The 17,158-nt window shown below is 55.2% G+C and carries 17 protein-coding genes; 9 read left to right on the top strand and 8 right to left on the bottom strand.

The window, feature by feature from the left end:
- Nucleotides 1-11: 11 nt before the first annotated feature.
- Genes BVC71_RS01180 through flgB form a run of 3 tightly spaced genes read right to left on the bottom strand, consistent with a single transcriptional unit; the run spans nucleotide 12 to nucleotide 1,515 of the window.
- Nucleotides 12-692: a flagellar hook assembly protein FlgD gene (locus BVC71_RS01180; protein WP_086449809.1), complete on the bottom strand. Its 681-nt coding sequence runs from the start codon at nucleotides 690-692 to the stop codon at nucleotides 12-14.
- An 8-nt stretch (nucleotides 693-700) separates the two neighbouring features.
- On the bottom strand, nucleotides 701-1,123 hold the full coding sequence (gene flgC / locus BVC71_RS01175; RefSeq protein ID WP_086450627.1) for a flagellar basal body rod protein FlgC: 423 nt from the start codon (nucleotides 1,121-1,123) through the stop codon (nucleotides 701-703).
- Nucleotides 1,123-1,515 (bottom strand): flagellar basal body rod protein FlgB, encoded by a 393-nt coding sequence (gene flgB / locus BVC71_RS01170; protein WP_086450626.1) that lies wholly within the window; start codon nucleotides 1,513-1,515, stop codon nucleotides 1,123-1,125. Before flgB ends, flgC begins: the two co-directional genes overlap by 1 nt.
- Before the next feature lie 89 nt (nucleotides 1,516-1,604).
- On the opposite strand from flgB, the gene BVC71_RS01165 reads away from it, so the two are divergent.
- Complete coding sequence (locus BVC71_RS01165; protein WP_086449808.1) at nucleotides 1,605-2,687, top strand: hypothetical protein; 1,083 nt, start codon at nucleotides 1,605-1,607, stop codon at nucleotides 2,685-2,687.
- Between the two features lie 61 nt (nucleotides 2,688-2,748).
- On the opposite strand, the gene BVC71_RS01160 is transcribed toward BVC71_RS01165, so the two are convergent.
- Nucleotides 2,749-3,351 carry a response regulator transcription factor gene (locus tag BVC71_RS01160; RefSeq protein WP_086449807.1) on the bottom strand — a complete coding sequence of 201 codons (603 nt, stop codon included), beginning with the start codon at nucleotides 3,349-3,351 and terminating at the stop codon, nucleotides 2,749-2,751.
- A 318-nt stretch (nucleotides 3,352-3,669) separates the two neighbouring features.
- Between BVC71_RS01160 and BVC71_RS01155 the strand changes: the two genes are divergently transcribed.
- From BVC71_RS01155 to BVC71_RS01135, 5 genes are all read left to right on the top strand, one after another.
- The gene (locus tag BVC71_RS01155) at nucleotides 3,670-4,197 is read left to right on the top strand and encodes a putative pterin-binding protein (RefSeq protein WP_086449806.1); all 528 of its coding nucleotides are present in this window, start codon (nucleotides 3,670-3,672) and stop codon (nucleotides 4,195-4,197) included.
- A gap of 102 nt (nucleotides 4,198-4,299) precedes the next feature.
- Entirely contained in the window at nucleotides 4,300-6,846 is a 2,547-nt protein-coding gene (locus BVC71_RS01150) for a hybrid sensor histidine kinase/response regulator (RefSeq protein ID WP_086449805.1), read from the top strand.
- Nucleotides 6,847-6,923: 77 nt separating this feature from the next.
- Nucleotides 6,924-8,294: an aminotransferase family protein gene (locus BVC71_RS01145; RefSeq protein ID WP_086449804.1), complete on the top strand. Its 1,371-nt coding sequence runs from the start codon at nucleotides 6,924-6,926 to the stop codon at nucleotides 8,292-8,294.
- 56 nt (nucleotides 8,295-8,350) lie between these two features.
- Entirely contained in the window at nucleotides 8,351-9,067 is a 717-nt protein-coding gene (locus tag BVC71_RS01140) for a 2-dehydro-3-deoxygalactonokinase (protein WP_086449803.1), read from the top strand.
- Nucleotides 9,064-10,017, top strand: coding sequence for an aldose epimerase family protein (locus BVC71_RS01135; RefSeq protein WP_086449802.1), 954 nt, complete (start codon nucleotides 9,064-9,066; stop codon nucleotides 10,015-10,017). Before BVC71_RS01140 ends, BVC71_RS01135 begins: the two co-directional genes overlap by 4 nt.
- On the opposite strand, the gene BVC71_RS01130 is transcribed toward BVC71_RS01135, so the two are convergent.
- Both BVC71_RS01130 and uraH read right to left on the bottom strand, forming a co-directional pair.
- Nucleotides 10,007-11,221, bottom strand: coding sequence for a urate hydroxylase PuuD (locus BVC71_RS01130; protein ID WP_086449801.1), 1,215 nt, complete (start codon nucleotides 11,219-11,221; stop codon nucleotides 10,007-10,009). The two genes, BVC71_RS01135 and BVC71_RS01130, sit on opposite strands and share 11 nt — an antisense overlap.
- Entirely contained in the window at nucleotides 11,221-11,577 is a 357-nt protein-coding gene (gene uraH / locus BVC71_RS01125) for a hydroxyisourate hydrolase (RefSeq protein ID WP_086449800.1), read from the bottom strand. Before uraH ends, BVC71_RS01130 begins: the two co-directional genes overlap by 1 nt.
- Nucleotides 11,578-11,720: 143 nt before the next feature.
- On the opposite strand from uraH, the gene puuE reads away from it, so the two are divergent.
- The 3 genes from puuE to BVC71_RS01110 are packed head-to-tail and all read left to right on the top strand — an operon-like array spanning nucleotide 11,721 to nucleotide 14,428.
- On the top strand, nucleotides 11,721-13,133 hold the full coding sequence (puuE, locus tag BVC71_RS01120; RefSeq protein WP_086449799.1) for an allantoinase PuuE: 1,413 nt from the start codon (nucleotides 11,721-11,723) through the stop codon (nucleotides 13,131-13,133).
- On the top strand, nucleotides 13,130-13,948 hold the full coding sequence (locus tag BVC71_RS01115) for a bifunctional allantoicase/(S)-ureidoglycine aminohydrolase (RefSeq protein ID WP_086449798.1): 819 nt from the start codon (nucleotides 13,130-13,132) through the stop codon (nucleotides 13,946-13,948). Before puuE ends, BVC71_RS01115 begins: the two co-directional genes overlap by 4 nt.
- Complete coding sequence (locus BVC71_RS01110) at nucleotides 13,949-14,428, top strand: ureidoglycolate lyase (protein ID WP_086449797.1); 480 nt, start codon at nucleotides 13,949-13,951, stop codon at nucleotides 14,426-14,428.
- Here the strand turns inward: BVC71_RS01110 and BVC71_RS01105 are convergent.
- Nucleotides 14,425-14,811 carry a MerR family DNA-binding protein gene (locus tag BVC71_RS01105; protein ID WP_086449796.1) on the bottom strand — a complete coding sequence of 129 codons (387 nt, stop codon included), beginning with the start codon at nucleotides 14,809-14,811 and terminating at the stop codon, nucleotides 14,425-14,427. The genes BVC71_RS01110 and BVC71_RS01105 overlap by 4 nt on opposite strands.
- On the bottom strand, nucleotides 14,808-17,033 hold the full coding sequence (locus tag BVC71_RS01100) for a heavy metal translocating P-type ATPase (protein WP_086449795.1): 2,226 nt from the start codon (nucleotides 17,031-17,033) through the stop codon (nucleotides 14,808-14,810). Before BVC71_RS01100 ends, BVC71_RS01105 begins: the two co-directional genes overlap by 4 nt.
- Between the last annotated feature and the right edge of the window lie 125 nt (nucleotides 17,034-17,158).

Here is a 17,158-nt window from a genome sequence, read left to right as displayed (position 1 = left end):
GAGGCTGATAATTAACGGAAGGCGCTGACTTCTAAGCTGTCGAGAGCGCCATAATCCTCGACCAGCAATGTGATATTCGGCGTTGCAGGGCCGCCCAATGCGCTTTCGACACGGGCGAACACGGACACTGGTGCACTAATCGTGCCAGTTTCCGACGTGCCAGTGACGGTAACCATCACTGGGCTGCGGCTATCTGCGATTTCTGTTGGGACATCTTCCCAATCAAACGACATCCAACCGTCAGAATGGGCGCCCAATTCTTGGGTATGCAGAATGTCGCCTGTGGTTGGGTCGGTGTAAGTCACGGTGACGTCTGAAACTGCGGCCTGCAATTCGGCCATGCCGCGCACTGCCCCGTCATTACCTGGACGTGCGATATTGCCCGAGGCCAGGACAGACCGGCCTAGAAAACCAGCAGCCGTTTGAACCTGATTGTTCGATACGGCTTCGGTCAGGGCCTCAATCCCTGCATTGACGTCTTCGATACCTTCAACGGTGGAAAACTGCGCCATCTGGCCCAAGAATTCGGCGTTATCCATAGGCGACAGGGGGTCTTGGTTTTGTAGCTGGGTGGTCAAAAGGGTCAAAAAATCCTCTTGGGCCAGCATGCCGTTGCTGGCTTCGGATGTTGTGACCTCTCCGATCTGGTTCAGGTAAAACGGGTTACCAGTGGTGGCTGTGACTTCGGTCATGATTTACCTCATTTGCCCATTGTAACCGTGCGCGACATGAGCGTGCGCATGGTGGACACTGTTTCCAATACGTTCTGGTATTGACGGCTGGCCTCCATCATCTCGACCATCTCTTCTTCGACGTTGACGGTGGATTGATAGATGAACCCGTTTTCATCCGCCTTTGGATGGTCGGGGCGATATTTTGCTTCGGGGTCGCGGGCCAAATCGACGATTTCGGTCGCTTGTGTCGTGGACAATGTATCAATGTCACGCACAGCGCCCGAATACTGCGTTTCAAAAACGGCGCGACGTGCCTGATACGCTTCCTCTGGGGTAGATGCGACGCTGCCTGCGTTGGCGATGTTTGACGCCAAGGTGTTCATACGCACCATCTGCGCGGACATGGACCGCGCACCGACATCAAAGATATTATTCAGACTATTGGTCATCATTCACCTCGGATCACGTTCATAAGGCCGCTGATGCGACGGTTCAGCAGTTCAAGGCTGGTTTGATAGCGGACGGTGTTTTCGGAAAATTCCATCTGTTCGACGGCCATATCGACCGTGTTTCCATCCAAAGATGGCTGGGTCGGCACGCGGTAGCCCGTCTGATCTGGCCCGTGAACAGTCGAAATCGACATGTGACGGTCTGCGCTGGTGCGCAGATTACCGCCCATCTGGGTTTGTGATGCCAGAACAGAGTCAAAATCGATATCGCGCGCTTTGTAACCGGGGGTCGCTGCGTTCGCGATGTTGGATGCCAGCAGATCATTGCGTTTTCCACGCAGAACCAACGCCTCTGTGTGGATACCTAAACCTTCTCGTAAACCTGTCGTCATTGTCATTGTCTGGTCCTTCAACGGGAAAACCGTCCTTCGGGCCATGTCATGCAAAGCCTGTGCCAAGTTTCGCTGAAACCGGAGTCGAAATGCCGAAAGACCAATATCTACCGCGAAACCCCACACGCAAAAAAGCGGCCAGAACCGTTGTGCGCAAGGCGTCAAACCCTATCACGCCTGCCGAATTGGAATTGCTGCAAAACGAATATGCGATGGCAGATGCTGGCCCAGATCGCCGTTTACTGCGGTCGATCCTGATGGAATTGTTGGTGACCGAACCGCCCAAGGCACCTGCTTTTAAGCCAACCAAACTGCCCGAACCAGAACCAGAACCTGTTCCAGAACCGGAACCAGCACCAGAGCCCGCGCCGCCGCCCAAGCCGGAAAAGCCGAAAAAAGAAGCGTCGATGATGTCGCTGGACCTTAGCGATGCGACCATGATGTTGCAGTTCGGTGGCGCGGAGGAAGAAGAAACCGTTTATCCAGAGAATGATCCTGAACCAGAGGTCGAAGAGCCCGCTTCGATTGATGTGGGTGCACTCGACGATCTGAACAACCTAAACGCGCCATCCGACGAAGAAGTCGCGGCAGAGGTCACCAACGCCTTAGCCGAAGACGCTGGCGAAACTGCGTCACCTGATCCAGCGGCTTTCGAACCTACGACCCCATCGCCAGCGGCGGACATGTCCAATGACGATTGGGATCCCTTTGCCGAAATGGACGACAGCGCAGCAGAGCCCGCCGCCGCTGGCGCGACTGAAGACGCGACCCCGACCGAAACGACAGAGGTGGCCGAAACAAACGCCCCAGAAGAAGCTGAAACCGCCAAGGTTGATGTTCTGTCCGATGATTGGGATCCATTCGCTGACGACGAACCAGCAGCAGCGCCCAAAACGGACACCACGACAGACGTTTCAGCAGAGGCAAGCGCGCTGGACGATTGGGATCCGTTCGCGGACGACACTTCGGACACGAAACCAACCGAAGATACAGCGCCTGAACCAGAGGCAGAGCAATCGGCCGAAACTGAAGTTGCGCCAGAACCAGAGACGGCCAAGGAACCTACGAAACCGAAAAAAGCCGCACCTCAGGTGGCCGACTTGGATTCACTATCTGCAGACTCGGCACTGTTTGACCAATTGGGCGATAGTTTCGGCGATTGGGACGAATAAAAAAGGCGGGCTGCTTGGCCCGCCTTTTGTTCATGAGTGGCGTGAATGGTGATCGTCTAAATCAGACCAGGTTGCGATCTCGTGCAATCATAGCCGCTTGGGTACGGTTGCGTGCATCCAATTTACGGCTCAGTGTTTTAACGTGCAGTTTCACTGTGACCTCTTGTAGGTCCAGATCACGCGCGATTTCTTTGTTCGATTTACCTTCGCAAATCCCGCGCAGCACATCGGTTTCGCGTTTGGTCAACAGGCCATCGCCTGCTGCTGGGGCTTCTTGCATGAACCCGAATGGTGCATAGGTTTCGCCCGCTGCCATGAAACGGATCGCGGTAACCATCGATTTAGATGCCAGCGTTTTGGGAACAAAGCCCGCTGCACCTGCTTTCAGCGCCGCATCAGCCACATCCCGCGTGGCTGTGCCCGACAGGATCGCAACTGGGCGTCCGTCGTTGGCGTCCTTCATTCGTGTCAGTCCGTCCAGGCCGTTCATACCTGGCATGTTGTAATCCAAAAGAACAACGTCAAAGCTGCCTGTTTCGTCGGTGATGGATAGCGCTTCGTCCAGCGAAGCGGCGGTTTTCACCTCGACAACGCCTTCGGCCAAAAGGAATGCCGCTACCGTTTCCCTAACCAGATCGTGGTCGTCTGCAATCAATACTCGCATTGTCGGCTCCGTCTCTCTTCGGATTGGACCGGTCTGTCCGAAAGTTCCCGTTCCAATCGATCTGGCACCTTGACCGGTGCCCTGTAAATTATCGTTATACATTTTTTCTCACCATTCAATTTCGCGTTCGCCTAACGCTACCTTAGAATGGATACCGCACAACCTTGCGATGACGTACCCTAACGAACGTATAACTGGGTAATCACAAGGCGCACTAAGCTATACTTTCGTATAAAACCGTATGCCTTTGCGATGTCGCATGATAGACTGAATGGTGCAAAAAGTAGCGAGTGAATATTTGACCAAGGAGCTGATTCCATGACCACGCACACCTTTGGACTACGGTCCTTTGCTACCGCTGCTGCGGTTATCGCGATTGCCATAGGGACGAACGCAACAGCGCAAGAAATGGCGGCTCCTCAGGGTGTTACGCTCCTAACCGTTTCCGGCGACATCACCAACACGAACGCAGGTGACACCGCGATTTTCGATCTTGAAATGCTGCGCGCCCTGCCCGCAACGACAATCGAAACATCGACGATTTGGACCGAAGGGGTACAAACCTTTACCGGTGTCGAGCTGCACGCATTCCTAGAATATGTCGGCGCCAACGGCGAATCGATCCGCGCTACGGCTATCAATGACTATGCAATTGAAATCCCTACAGCCGAGGTATTTCCCGGCGGCGCCTTGGTCGCGTACGAGAATAACGGAAACACGATGAGCGTCCGCGACAAAGGGCCCCTTTGGGTAGTATTCCCATACGACAGCTCAACTGACTTTCAAAAAGAAGTCATCTATTCTCGGAGCATCTGGCAACTTGACAGGATAGAGGTTCTTGATTGAACCTGTAGAGCGTCATAGCCCTGTATAGCAGGATTAGCCTTGCAAACATTGATTACAGAAAAGCGGCCCCTAGGATGGGCTAAGCTCAGCATTCTGGGTGCCGTGCTAATCATTTGTTTTGGCGCAATTGCTATTCTGGCGCTAGAGGTCAACCGCAAGATTGACGAACAGGCCGCAGCAAATTCCGACAACATCCAATGGGTTTTGTCACAGGTCGAGGTCGAATACCTCGGCCTTTTATCCGCAATTGATGATCACGAAGAAACAGGTGACGTTTCCAATATCAGGCTGCGGTTTGATGTTCTGTACAGCCGTTTATCGACGTTCGAAACCGGCACAGCCTACGAAAGTCTGCGCAATGATATCGACTTTGCGGCGCGTTTGGGCGGAATTTCATCAACCCTAAATGCCCTTATTCCGACAATAGACGCACCAGACGAGGTGCTGAGCCAATCTTTGCCAGAATTACAAAGCGAATTGGAAACGCTTGGAACACCAATTCGCCAAATGGCATTAATCGGCATCGACTTTTTTGCCAACGTATCTGACAGCAGTAGACATGTCGTTTGGCTTACGCTGATGCGGGTTGCGGCGCTGACCATGGCGTTGGTTTTGGCACTGGCCATATTGTCAATCGTTCTGTTCCAACTGTACCGCTACGCACAACGCAACGCCGACGAAATCAGCGCGGCCTCGGCCCGATTAGAGGCGATGGTGTCATCCACATTAGATGCTGTGATCGTCATCAACGAAGCTGGCAGAGTCGTTGAATTCAATGGTTCTGCAGAATCGATCTTTGGCTATAGCCGCGTCGAAGCGATAGGCGCACCGTTGGTCGATATGATCATCCCGCTGAAGCACCGCAAAGCGCACCTAGAAGGAATGAAACGGCACCTGCGCGACGGAACCTACCACGTTGTCGGACGTGGCCGCGTGCAAATGGATGCCCTGCGCAAAAACGGCGAATTGTTCCCATGCGAATTTTCGATCGCTCGTGCAAATACAAAAAACGGCATCCTGTTTGTTGCCTTCTTGCGCGATAATTCGGCGCAGGTTGCGGCCGAACGCGAACTTTTGGCTGCCCGCGACGAAGCCTTGGCAGGCGAAAAAGCCAAAGCCGACTTTATGGCCGTCATGAGCCACGAGATGCGGACCCCGCTGAACGGGATGTTGGGCACGATCGAGTTGTTGAACGACACTGACCTAACCGAAAAACAGCAGAATTTCCTAAAGATTATGGAAACCTCTGGCCGCTTGCTGCTGCATCATGTGAATGATGTTCTGGACGTTGCTCGGCTCGACTCGGACAAAGTTGTGGCCGAACGCAACCCATTTGACCTGTCCCAGATGATCGCAGAAATCATCGACAGCCAGCATGGCATTTCTGCGACCAATGACACCGCAGTCCATTGCAATCTATCCGATCTGGGGTCCCCCATCGTATTGGGCGATGAAAAACGGCTGCGTCAGGTGATTATGAACCTGCTTTCAAACGCGATTAAATTCACACGTGGCGGTACCGTCATGATCGAAGCCGAACAAATCGGCGATAGCGATGTTGTCGAATTCCGCGTTTCAGACACTGGCATCGGCATCCATGATGATGACCTCAGCCGCATTTTCGAAGATTTCGTAACATTGGACAGCTCCTATGCCCGCGAATTTGGCGGTACTGGGTTGGGCCTTGGGATTGCGAAGAGACTGGTTGAATCAATGAACGGCACCATCGGCGCCGAAAGCGAACCAGGTGATGGCAGCCTTTTCTGGTTCCGCATTCCTTTGCCAATTTTGGCGAAATCCAAATCCACCGAATTGCTGCCGACCTCTGAAAGCAAAGAGTTAGAGATCTCGAACTCTATGGATATTCTGGTGGTCGAAGATAACCAGATCAATCAATTGGTCGTCGAAGAAATGCTGACCAAAGATGGTCACCGCGTGACCTTGGCGAATGATGGACGCGAAGGCGTGGATAAAGCGGCGGAACAATATTTTGACCTGATCCTGATGGATATCTCGATGCCGCGGATGGACGGGATCGCGGCGTGTGTCGCAATCCGCAACGGGGACGGGCCCAACAGAAATTCGCGGATCATTGCGCTGACTGCAAACGCCCTGCCCGAAGATATCGAACGGTTCAAAGAAGCCGGCATGAACGATGTCCTGATCAAACCCATTTCCCGTTCCAAACTGGCCCGCACAGTTTCTGTGACACCAACAGCGCCGACTTTGAACGCGCCAACAACGGCGGCGGCGCCAGAGGCAACACCAACGCCAAAACCCGAAGCGCCCACTGCCGTAGATGCCGTGGACAGCGAAATGTTGGCGAACCTGATTGAGGACCTTGGCCCCCAGATGGCATCAAACCTCATATCAACCTTTGTGACGGAAACCGATACGATGGTTGAACATCTGGTCGAAACGCCACCAGAAGACGACGTTCAAATGATCGCTGAAATCCACAAATTGGCGGGTTCTTCGTCGATGTTTGGCACAGTCAGCTTCAGCAGCCTGCTTCGGTCCTTGGAAACGATCGGCAAAACACAAAGCGCCGAAAAAATGCGCGATAAAGCCCCCGAAATGCGCGAATTGTGGGATACCACCCGTGCAGAGCTGACCGAGTTGGTCGAAGACATGATGGCGGACGAATAAACCAACTCTATGCTTGACCAAGTGGTCTATTTTGGCTCAACTGACGGAAATATGATCAAATTCCGCCGAGGCCCAAAATGTCCCTTGCCATGAATGACCCCGCCACAATCATCGAGGCCGATCGCGCCCATGTTTGGCACCACTTGGTGCAACACAAACCCTTTGAAACCATCGACCCGCAGATCATTGTCGAAGGCAAAGGCATGCGCGTTTGGGACATCACCGGCAAGGAACATCTGGACGCCGTGTCGGGCGGTGTTTGGACAGTGAACGTTGGCTATGGCCGCACCGAAATTGCGGACGCCGTGCGCGATCAGCTGGTGAAAATGTGCTATTTCGCGGGGGCCAAAGGCACTATTCCGGGCGCGCAATTTGCGGAACGTTTGATCGGAAAAATGCCTGGTCTGTCGCGGGTTTACTACGCAAACTCTGGGTCCGAAGCGAATGAAAAAGCGTTCAAAATGGTCCGCCAGATTTCGCACAAACATTACGGCGGCAAGAAACATAAAATCCTGTACCGCGACCGCGATTATCACGGCACGACCATCGCGTGCCTATCGGCGGGCGGCCAACAGGAACGTAACGCCCAATACGGCCCCTTTGCCCCCGGTTTCGTCGAGGTCCCCCACTGTCTGGAATATCAGGCCGACAATCCGGGCGAAGGATACGGTGAACGCGCCGCCCAAGCGATCGAGGATGTCATCCTGCACGAAGGCCCCGACACCATCGGCGCGCTGTGTCTGGAACCGATTACCGCAGGCGGCGGCATCATCGTTCCGCCCAAAGGATACTGGGAACGCGTTCAGGAAATCTGCCGTAAATACGATATCCTGCTGCATATCGACGAAGTCGTTTGCGGTCTGGGCCGCACTGGCACTTGGTTCGGGTACCAACAATTCGGCATCCAGCCCGACATCGTGACCATGGCCAAAGGTGTGGCGTCGGGCTATGCCGCGATTTCCTGCTGCGTGACCACCGAACGCGTCTTTGACATGTTCAAGGATGACACCGACAAAATGGGCTATTTCCGCGATATTTCGACGTTTGGCGGCTGTACCTCTGGCCCTGTGGCGGCGCTGGAAAACATGAAAATCATCGAAGACGAAAACCTATGCGATAATTCGACCGCGATGGGCCAGCGGATGAACGACAACCTAAAGGCGCTGATGGATAAACACGCCTGCATCGGCGAAGTCCGCGGCATGGGTCTGTTCCAAGGCGCCGAACTGGTGCAATCGCGCGAAACCCGCGAACCGATGGACGAAAAACGCGTCATGGCGGTTGTGGCCGACTGTCTAAAACAGGGCGTGATTATCGGCGCGTCGAACCGGTCGATGCCAGGGTTCAATAACACGCTGCTATTCGCCCCTGCCCTAATTGCCGGTGCGGACGACATTGATGCGATCACAGATGCTGTTGATCAGGCGCTAACGCGGGTGATGGCGTAAACTGGGCTTTGCCTCTTTGGGTCTTTCGTGATTGAAAAGGCCCAAAGAGGTGACACATGCAATGGATCGCAATCGATTTAACCACGCAGCGCGCGTGGAAAATGGACGGGCATAGCCCAATTGAGACCCGCACAGGGTCAACCCCCGCGGAACTGATCGGCGACTGGACAGGGCCGCAAGTCATTGCAGGCCTGCCCGATGCGCCTGTGCTGGATGTGCCGTGCAAAGCCACCCCCGAAAACGGGGCATTCCCCCGCGTCCGCCAAACCAACCCGCAGGCGCAATTGCCGCACACGGCGGCTGTTGCGGGGTTGGTCGCGATGGACGACCGTTGGGATGGCGTCATGATTTGGGTCACGGGTCAGGTACATTGGATCCACGTCAGCGCGGGCGAAATCATCAGTTTTCAATCCTCGGCCCTGCCGCAGATTTACGCGCCCTATGCCGTTGATGCCCCCGATGCGGATGCGTTTAGCGCGGGTGTTGCGCTGGGGCTGGATCGCCCTGAACGGATGATGGCGCATTTGGCTGCGCTGGACGCGATGGACCTGACGGCAGCGCAGCGCGCGGGCCAAGCGTTGGGCATTCTAACGGGAACCGACCTGAAATCCGCCCGCGCCTATTGGCTGGGCCAGCAGGTGACCGTTGTCGGCAGCGGCCCGATTGCTGATGCCTATGCGCAGGCGCTGGCGGCGCAATCCGCGCCGGTTTCGACCACGACAGACACCACCTTGGCCGGTTTGACGGCTGTGTTTAAAGGAATGAACAAATGATCTTTGGCACTTTGCCCGATGGCCGCAACGTTGAACGCGTGACAATCACAAACGGCGATCTGTCGGCCAGCATCCTGACCTATGGTGCGATCCTGCAGGACGTGCGTTTGAAAGGTGTGAATCACAGCCTGACCATCGGGTCCGAAAATCTGGACGATTACCTGACCACAATGGCGCATTTCGGTCCGATCATTGCGCCGGTTGGTAACCGCATCGCTGGCGCGCGGGCGCGGATCGCGGGCATTGAACACATGCTGACCCCGAACCAAGGCCGCCATATCCTGCACTCTGCCGAAGCAGGCAGCCAGCGCAAGCTATGGACGATTGAGGATCAGACCGAAGACACCGTAACCTTGTCTGTCCGCCTACCTGATGGAGAGGCTGGTTTCCCCGGCAATCAGTACGTTATGGTGCATTTCGCTATTATGGCCGACAACGTGCTACGCCTAGAGGTGACCGCAAAAACGGACGAAGACAGCATCATCAATATCTGCAACCACAGCTATTGGAACCTGACAGGCGCGCCAAATATTGTGGGGCATCAGCTGCAAATCCGTGCGGATGAATATTTGCCGACCGATGATGACAACCTGCCGACGCATATCGAACGCGTCGAAGATACGCCCTATGATTTCCGCAGCTTGCGCGATGTGATCCCGGGCGAACCTGATCTGGACCACAATTTTTGCCTGTCGCGCGGACGTACCGATCTGCGGGATGTACTGACGTTCAAAGGCGGCGATCTGACGATGGTCATGGCCACCGACATGCCCGGCATTCAGGTGTATGACGCGCGCGGATCGTCGAAAACGGGCCGTGCGGATTACGCAGGTCTGGCGTTTGAGCCGCAGTTTTGGCCGAACGCCCCGCACGAGGCACGCTTTCCAAAGATCAACGTGCCTGCGGGGGGCGTTTGGACCCAAGAGGTCGAATGGCGGTTTAGCCGCTGACGCCTTCGAACCAGCGGATTAGAGTTGCGCGGTCCTCGGGGTAGATAAAACTGGCCGAGGGCGGCGGCATCGCATGGCTAACGCCTGCTTGGGTGTAGATCTGTTTGGCGTGGTTCGCGATCTGCTGCGGGTTTTCCAAAATGACGCCTTTGGGCGGCACGTTGATCCCCGGCCAGCTGGGTTCGGACGCGTGGCACATCGAACAGTTGCCCAAAACGATGTTGGTCACGTCCTCGAACTCTGCCGCCATGGCGTAATCGTGGGCTGTATCTGACATCGCGCTTTCGGTTTCGTAATCCCAGCGCGCGGATGTGGACAGCCACATGATGCAAATGAACAAAATCACCGTAATGGCCCAAGTCCAATGCGGGTTGCCTTTGCGCGCGTGGATCGAATTAAAATAGTGGCGGATCGTGACGCCCATCAGGAACACAAGCGACGCAATCACCCACGCATATTCCGTACCGAACGCCAGTGGATAATGGTTCGACAACATCAGGAAAATCACGGGCAACGTCAGATAGTTGTTATGCGTCGACCTTTGCTTTGCGATCTTGCCGTATTTCGCATCAGGCGTGCGGCCCGCAATCAGGTCTGCGACCACGATTTTCTGGTTCGGGATGATAATGAAAAACACATTCGCCGACATGATCGTAGCGGTGAACGCACCCAGATGCAGCAGCGCGGCGCGGTTCGTGAAGATTTGGGTATAGCCCCACGCCATCACGACCAAAATGACATACAGCAGCAACATCAGCCGCGTGTTGTTATCACCGAATTTCGATTTACAGATTGTGTCGTACAGCACCCACCCCACGGCCAGTGACGCGACCGAAATGCCTGCTGCCTGCCAAACGGGGATGTCCAATTTGGACGGATCAACCAGATACAAATCGCCGCCCAGATAATAGACCACGAACAACAGGGCAAAGCCTGACAGCCATGTCGAATAGCTTTGCCATTTGTGCCAGATCAGGTCCGAAGGCATCGAGTCGGGCGCGACCAGATATTTCTGGATGTGGTAAAAGCCGCCGCCGTGCACCTGCCATTCTTCGCCGTCCGCACCTGTTGCCAGATTGCGGTCGCGGTGCAGGCCCAAATCCAATGCGATGAAATAGAACGACGATCCGATCCACGCGATTGCTGTGATGACATGCAGCCATCGGACCGCAAATTCGATCCAGTCTAGGAATAGATAAATCATCAGCTGCCCCGATACGTCGAAAACCCAAAGGGCGATAGCAGCAGCGGCACATGGTAATGGTCATCCTGCGCCATGCCGAACCGGATCGGGATCAGGTCCAGAAACAACGGCTCGGGCAATTCGCCGCCTTGCCCGCGCAGATAATCGCCTGCGTAGAACACCAACTCGTATTGGCCCGTTTTGAAATCTTCGGTCGGTAGGATCGGCCCGTCGGTGCGGCCATCCGCATTTGTAATTTTAGTTGCGATCAAAGCGGGCGCATCGCCCGACAAATCATACAGTTCGATTTTCAAACCCTCGGCTGGGGTGCCAAGGGCCGTATCCAACACATGGGTGGTCAAAAAACCGCCAGTCATGCCTAGTCTCCAAGCGTTTTGATTACTCAAGGTCTGAACGCACGGACGAAAATAATCCAGTACGCACCAAAGATACGGGGACGCCTTGCACTTCCTTGCCTTTCACAACACCATAGTTTTGACCAAATGCTCAAGAGGCAAGCATGAATAGATATCCGCGCAACATGATCGGCTATGGCCCCCGTGCCCCAAATGCCGCATGGCCGAACGGCGCCAAAGTCGCAATTTCCATGGTTCTGAACTACGAAGAAGGCGGTGAAAACTGCACCTTGCACGGTGATGGCCAGTCAGAGGCATTCCTGTCCGACATCGCGGGCGCGGCCCAGTGGCCGAACAAACGCCACTGGAACATGGAATCAATTTACGAATACGGCGCGCGCGCAGGGTTCTGGCGTTTGCACGATCTGTTCACGTCGCGCGACATTCCGGTGACGATCTATGGCGTCGCCTCGGCCTTGGCGCGCAGTCCTGAACAGGTTGCCGCGATGATCGACGCGGATTGGGAAATCGCATCCCACGGCCTGAAATGGGTCGAACACAAAGACATGCCAGAGGACGAAGAGCGCGCCCAAATCGCCGAAGCTATCCGCCTCCATACCGAAGTCACAGGCAGCCGCCCGACAGGATGGTACACGGGCCGATGCAGCGAAAACACCGTGCGCCTAACGGGCGAGGCTGGGTTTGATTGGGTCAGCGACACTTATGACGACGACCTGCCCTATTGGATCGACGCGGGCGGCCGTGATCAGCTGGTCATCCCCTATACGCTAGAGGCGAACGACATGCGGTTCGCCACCGCGCCCGGCTACATCACGGGTGAACAATTCTACACCTATCTGAAAGACGCCTTTGACGTTCTGTATGCCGAAGGCGCGGCAGGCAAAGCAAAAATGATGTCCATCGGCCTGCACTGCCGTTTGATCGGGCGTCCGGGTAAAATCGCTGGGCTGATCAAATTTCTGGATTATGTCGCGCAGTTTGATGACGTCTGGTTCCCACGCCGTATCGACATCGCCAACCATTGGCGCGAACACCATCCGCCTGTGCATTACGACCGCCCAACGGCGATGGACCGCGACACCTTTGTCGGGGCGTATGGCGGGATATTCGAACATTCGCCGTGGATTGCCGACCGCGCGTTTGATCTGGAACTGGGGCCAGCACATGACACAGCCGTGGGTCTGCACAATGCGCTGTGCCGTATATTCCGTTCGGCCACATCCGATGAACGCATGGGCGTTTTGACCGCGCACCCCGATTTGGCGGGCAAATTGGCGGCAGCGAAACGCCTGACCGCCGACAGCACATCAGAACAGGCCAGCGCTGGATTAGACGCCCTAACCGATGCCGAGCGCGCGGAATTCACCGAATTGAACGCCAAATACACCGAAAAACATGGCTTTCCGTTCATTATCGCAGTCCGAGACCATAACAAATCTGGGATTCTAGCCGCTTTCAAAGATAGGCTGAACAATGACACTGATGTCGAATTCGGCACCGCTTGCCAACAGGTCGAGCGGATCGCGTACCACAGACTAAAGGCTTTGCTTCCATGACGACTTATGCTTTCCCGCCGGGCGGCATGCCAGAAATGACCGATGATCCCGCATCGAACGGGGCGCATTTCACAGACAGCTATGCCTTTATCCCTGCCAGTACGATGCGCGATATCACGGCGTCTTTGCTACCGCGTTGGTTTGAAACCCGCGCATGGATCATCGCACGGCCCATGACGGGCTTTGCCGAAACCTTTGCACAATACGCGGTAGAGGTCGCGCCCGATGGCGGGTCCGACAATCCCGAACCCGACCGCGATGCCGAAGCCGTTTTGTTCATTGCCAAAGGATCGATGGAGCTGATCGTAGCAGGCCAAACCCATATTTTGCGCGAAGGTGGATACGCCTATATCCCGCCGCGCAGCCGCTGGACATTGCGCAACGCAGGTACGGTCCCGCTGAAATTTCACTGGATCCGCCGCAAATATGTTCATGCGGATCCCTATGACGATCCATCGCCATTCGTCACTGCGGACCAAGAGGTTCCGATCAACTGGATGAACGACGATCAAAACTGGGGCACCACGCGCTTTGTATCGCCAGACGACATGCGCCACGATATGCATGTGAATATCGTCACCTTTAAACCGGGTGGTCGCATCCCATTTGCTGAAACCCACGTGATGGAACACGGGCTGTATGTTCTAGAAGGCACCGCAAAATACCTGCTGAATGAACGCTGGGTCGATGTTGGCCCCGGTGATTTCATGTGGCTACGCGCATTCTGCCCGCAGGCATGCATCGCAACAGGCGATACGAATTTCCGTTACTTGCTGTACAAAGACGTCAACCGACACGTGGAACTGACCCTGTAAATGCAGATCAAAGCGCAGCCCCTAACGGCCGAAAATTTCGCGCCCTACGGCGATGTATTAGAAACCGCTGGTGACCCCGATAAAATCATCAATCGCGGGATGTGCGGGCGGTTTCATGACCGCGCAAAGCTGGATTTCGGGCCTGACGGGCGGGCGGGCATTAGCCTGTTCCGCGCTATCCCGCGCGACATCCCGTATGTTTGCGATCTTTTGGAACGCCACCCCGACGGATCACAGGCCTTTGTGCCGATGTCTATGGACTCGTTTTTGATCATCGTCGCGCCCGATGCGGGCGGTAAACCTGCTGATCCTGTCGCCTTTGTCAGCGCGGCGGGTCAGGCGATCAATTTCCACCGCGGGACGTGGCATGGCGTTTTAACGCCGCTGCACGAACCTGGGCTGTTTGCAGTGATCGACCGTATCGGCGACACGCCAAACCTAGAAGAGGTGGATATCACCCCCGTCACAATCACGATTTAATCGCCAGCCAAACCCAGCAGGATTGGACAATCGGGACGGTCATCATTGTTACATCGTTTGACCAAATCATTCAGAGTTGCGCGCATCTGCTGCATCTCTTTTATCTTTTGATCGATCCGTTTCAGGTGAGCCCGCGCGATAGATCGCACTTCGGAATGCGTATGGGTGCGGTCCTCGTATAGGGCCAACAGACTGCGGCATTCATCAATGGAGAACCCCAGCGCCCGACCACGCCCGATGAACGCCAATTTTTCTAGATCATTATCGGAAAAATCACGGTAGCCATTCGCCAGTCGCGCAGGCTCTACCAATCCAATATCTTCGTAATAGCGGATCGTTTTTGACGGCAGGCCGGTGTGTTTGGATGCGTCTTTGATATTCATGCGGCACGCCCCGCTGTGTAGTTGCGCAGTCGTAGCGCATTGGTCACCACAAATACCGAACTAAAGGCCATCGCAGCAGCGGCCAGAACCGGTGATAACAAAACCCCCAGTCCAGGGTACAAAATACCTGCCGCAACAGGCACCAGCGCCGTATTATAGGCGAAGGCCCAGAACAGGTTTTGCCGAATGTTGCGCATCACTGCGCGGCTAAGCCGGATTGCCGCGACCGCGCCGTTCAAATCCCCACGCATCAACACCACATCAGCGGTTTCGATCGCGACATCGGTGCCGGTGCCCATTGCGATCCCAACATCCGCAGCAGCCAAGGCAGGTGCGTCATTCACACCGTCGCCAAAGAACGCAATGCTGCCGTTGCCACGAAGGGCGATCACAGCGTCAACCTTGCCCTCTGGCATGACCTCGCTTTCGACCAGATCAATCCCCAAACGGCGCGCGATACTATCAGCGGTAGCGGCGTTATCGCCTGTGATCATCGCAACGCGCATACCGCGGTTTTGCAGCTGCGTTACGACATCACGCGCGCCCGATTTGATGGGATCCGCGACGCCAATCAAAGCGAACATTTCACCATCCACGGCCACAAAAAACGGTGTTTGCCCGTCTTGAGCCAAGGATGCTGCGCGGGCTTGGTAGTTCGCGATAGACACGCTACGGCTTTGCATGAATCGATCCGCGCCAATCAAAACGCGGCGGCTGGCAACAACGCCTTCGACGCCCATACCAGCATGGGATTTGAAATCACTCACAGGTTCGATATCGATCCCCTGTTCTGCGGCTTCGCGCAGGATACTGCGGGCCATGGGGTGTTCTGACATCGCCTCTACTGCGGCAGCGAAACGCAAGGCTTCGCGGCGGTCTTGGCTGTAAATGGTGACAACGCGCGGTTGGCCTTCGGTCAAGGTGCCTGTTTTGTCGAACGCAACGGTTGTGACCTCGTTCAATTTTTGCAGAGCATCGCCTTTGCGGAACAAAACGCCCAGCGATGCTGCGCGGCCCGTTCCGACCAAGATGGACGTTGGTGTCGCCAGCCCCATGGCGCAAGGGCATGCAATGATCAAAACAGACACAGCCGCCACCATGGCGTGGGACAGGCCACCGCCCAATAATAACCAAATCAGCGCAGTCAGCGCCGAGATCGCCATGATCACAGGCACAAACACACCTACGACCTTATCAACAGTGGCTTGGATCGGTAATTTTTCAGCCTGCGCGTTTTCAACCATGCGAACAATACGCGCCAGAATCGTATCAGTGCCCGTTGCACGGACCTCGATACAAAACGTTCCGTCTGCATTGATTGTGCCACCGATGACTTCATCACCAATGTCTTTGACCACTGGCACGGGTTCACCCGTTAACATCGATTCATCTACCAGCGAATTGCCGTCAATCACGATGCCATCCACCGAAACCCGTTCGCCTGGACGAATGCGTAAAACATCACCAACACGTATTGTTGCGATGGGAACTGTCTTTTCTTCGCCATCGACGATCTGATTCGCTGTTTCTGGGCGCAATTTAATCAACGCTTCGATCGCTGCGCCTGTACGGCCTTTGGCGCGGGCCTCGAAATAGCGTCCCAACAAGATCAGGGTAACAATCATCATCGCCGCTTCGAAGTAGACAGCCAATGCCCCATCAGGAAATATCACCGGCACGAATGTGGCCAAGGTCGAATACAGCCATGCCGCCCCAGCGCCCAAAGCCACCAATGAATTCATATTGGGCGCACGAGCCATCAATGCGGGGATGCCTTTTTGGAAAAATTCGCGTCCAGGAACTGCCAATAAAACCGTCGCCAGAATAAATTCCACCACCCACAGACCACGCATTGTCAGCAGGCCGTGCAGCCAATCATGGATCACGGGGAACAGGTGCCCCCCCATTTCGGCGACAAAAACAGGGATGGTTAATGCCCCAGCGAAAACGATACGTTGCCAAACTTCGGTGGCTTCTAACTCTCGCACCTCAGACTGCATCGGACGGTCGGCAGATGCGAATTTGGCCGGATACCCTGCTGCACCTAGCTGAGTCATGACCGGTTCTAGATCCCGCAAGTCGGTTTCAAATTGAACGGTCTGCGTGGCAAGGTTCACAGCCGCGTTTTCGATGCCAGCGTTGTTGTTCAGGATCTTTTCCACCCGCGCGACACATGCTGCGCAGGACATGCCTTCGACATCGAAACGAACCGTTTTTTCCATGACTGTATGTCGTCCAATTTTTCCGTTTGACCTCTACATAGGTATTCCAGCTACTGGAACGTCAAGGCCCTATTGACCTTCCAGTAGGTGGAACGACTATCTGTTCGTGCAAACAAAGGAGATAC

It is taken from the genome of Marivivens niveibacter (assembly GCF_002150005.2).
Taxonomy (GTDB): Bacteria; Pseudomonadota; Alphaproteobacteria; order Rhodobacterales; family Rhodobacteraceae; genus Marivivens; species Marivivens niveibacter.
This window is presented reverse-complemented; position numbering and strand designations above follow the sequence as displayed.

Excerpts from the sequence above, each read along its gene's own strand:
- BVC71_RS01100 (WP_086449795.1), bottom strand. The coding sequence starts at position 17,033 with ATGGAAAAAACGGTTCGTTTCGATGTCGAAGGCATGTCCTGCGCAGCA.
- uraH (WP_086449800.1), bottom strand. The coding sequence starts at position 11,577 with ATGACTGGCGGTTTTTTGACCACCCATGTGTTGGATACGGCCCTTGGC.
- BVC71_RS01160 (WP_086449807.1), bottom strand. The coding sequence starts at position 3,351 with ATGCGAGTATTGATTGCAGACGACCACGATCTGGTTAGGGAAACGGTA.
- BVC71_RS01155 (WP_086449806.1), top strand. The coding sequence starts at position 3,670 with ATGACCACGCACACCTTTGGACTACGGTCCTTTGCTACCGCTGCTGCG.
- BVC71_RS01145 (WP_086449804.1), top strand. The coding sequence starts at position 6,924 with ATGTCCCTTGCCATGAATGACCCCGCCACAATCATCGAGGCCGATCGC.
- flgB (WP_086450626.1), bottom strand. The coding sequence starts at position 1,515 with ATGACGACAGGTTTACGAGAAGGTTTAGGTATCCACACAGAGGCGTTG.
- BVC71_RS01135 (WP_086449802.1), top strand. The coding sequence starts at position 9,064 with ATGATCTTTGGCACTTTGCCCGATGGCCGCAACGTTGAACGCGTGACA.
- BVC71_RS01180 (WP_086449809.1), bottom strand. The coding sequence starts at position 692 with ATGACCGAAGTCACAGCCACCACTGGTAACCCGTTTTACCTGAACCAG.
- puuE (WP_086449799.1), top strand. The coding sequence starts at position 11,721 with ATGAATAGATATCCGCGCAACATGATCGGCTATGGCCCCCGTGCCCCA.
- BVC71_RS01130 (WP_086449801.1), bottom strand. The coding sequence starts at position 11,221 with ATGATTTATCTATTCCTAGACTGGATCGAATTTGCGGTCCGATGGCTG.
- BVC71_RS01165 (WP_086449808.1), top strand. The coding sequence starts at position 1,605 with ATGCCGAAAGACCAATATCTACCGCGAAACCCCACACGCAAAAAAGCG.
- BVC71_RS01110 (WP_086449797.1), top strand. The coding sequence starts at position 13,949 with ATGCAGATCAAAGCGCAGCCCCTAACGGCCGAAAATTTCGCGCCCTAC.
- BVC71_RS01140 (WP_086449803.1), top strand. The coding sequence starts at position 8,351 with ATGCAATGGATCGCAATCGATTTAACCACGCAGCGCGCGTGGAAAATG.
- flgC (WP_086450627.1), bottom strand. The coding sequence starts at position 1,123 with ATGACCAATAGTCTGAATAATATCTTTGATGTCGGTGCGCGGTCCATG.
- BVC71_RS01105 (WP_086449796.1), bottom strand. The coding sequence starts at position 14,811 with ATGAATATCAAAGACGCATCCAAACACACCGGCCTGCCGTCAAAAACG.
- BVC71_RS01115 (WP_086449798.1), top strand. The coding sequence starts at position 13,130 with ATGACGACTTATGCTTTCCCGCCGGGCGGCATGCCAGAAATGACCGAT.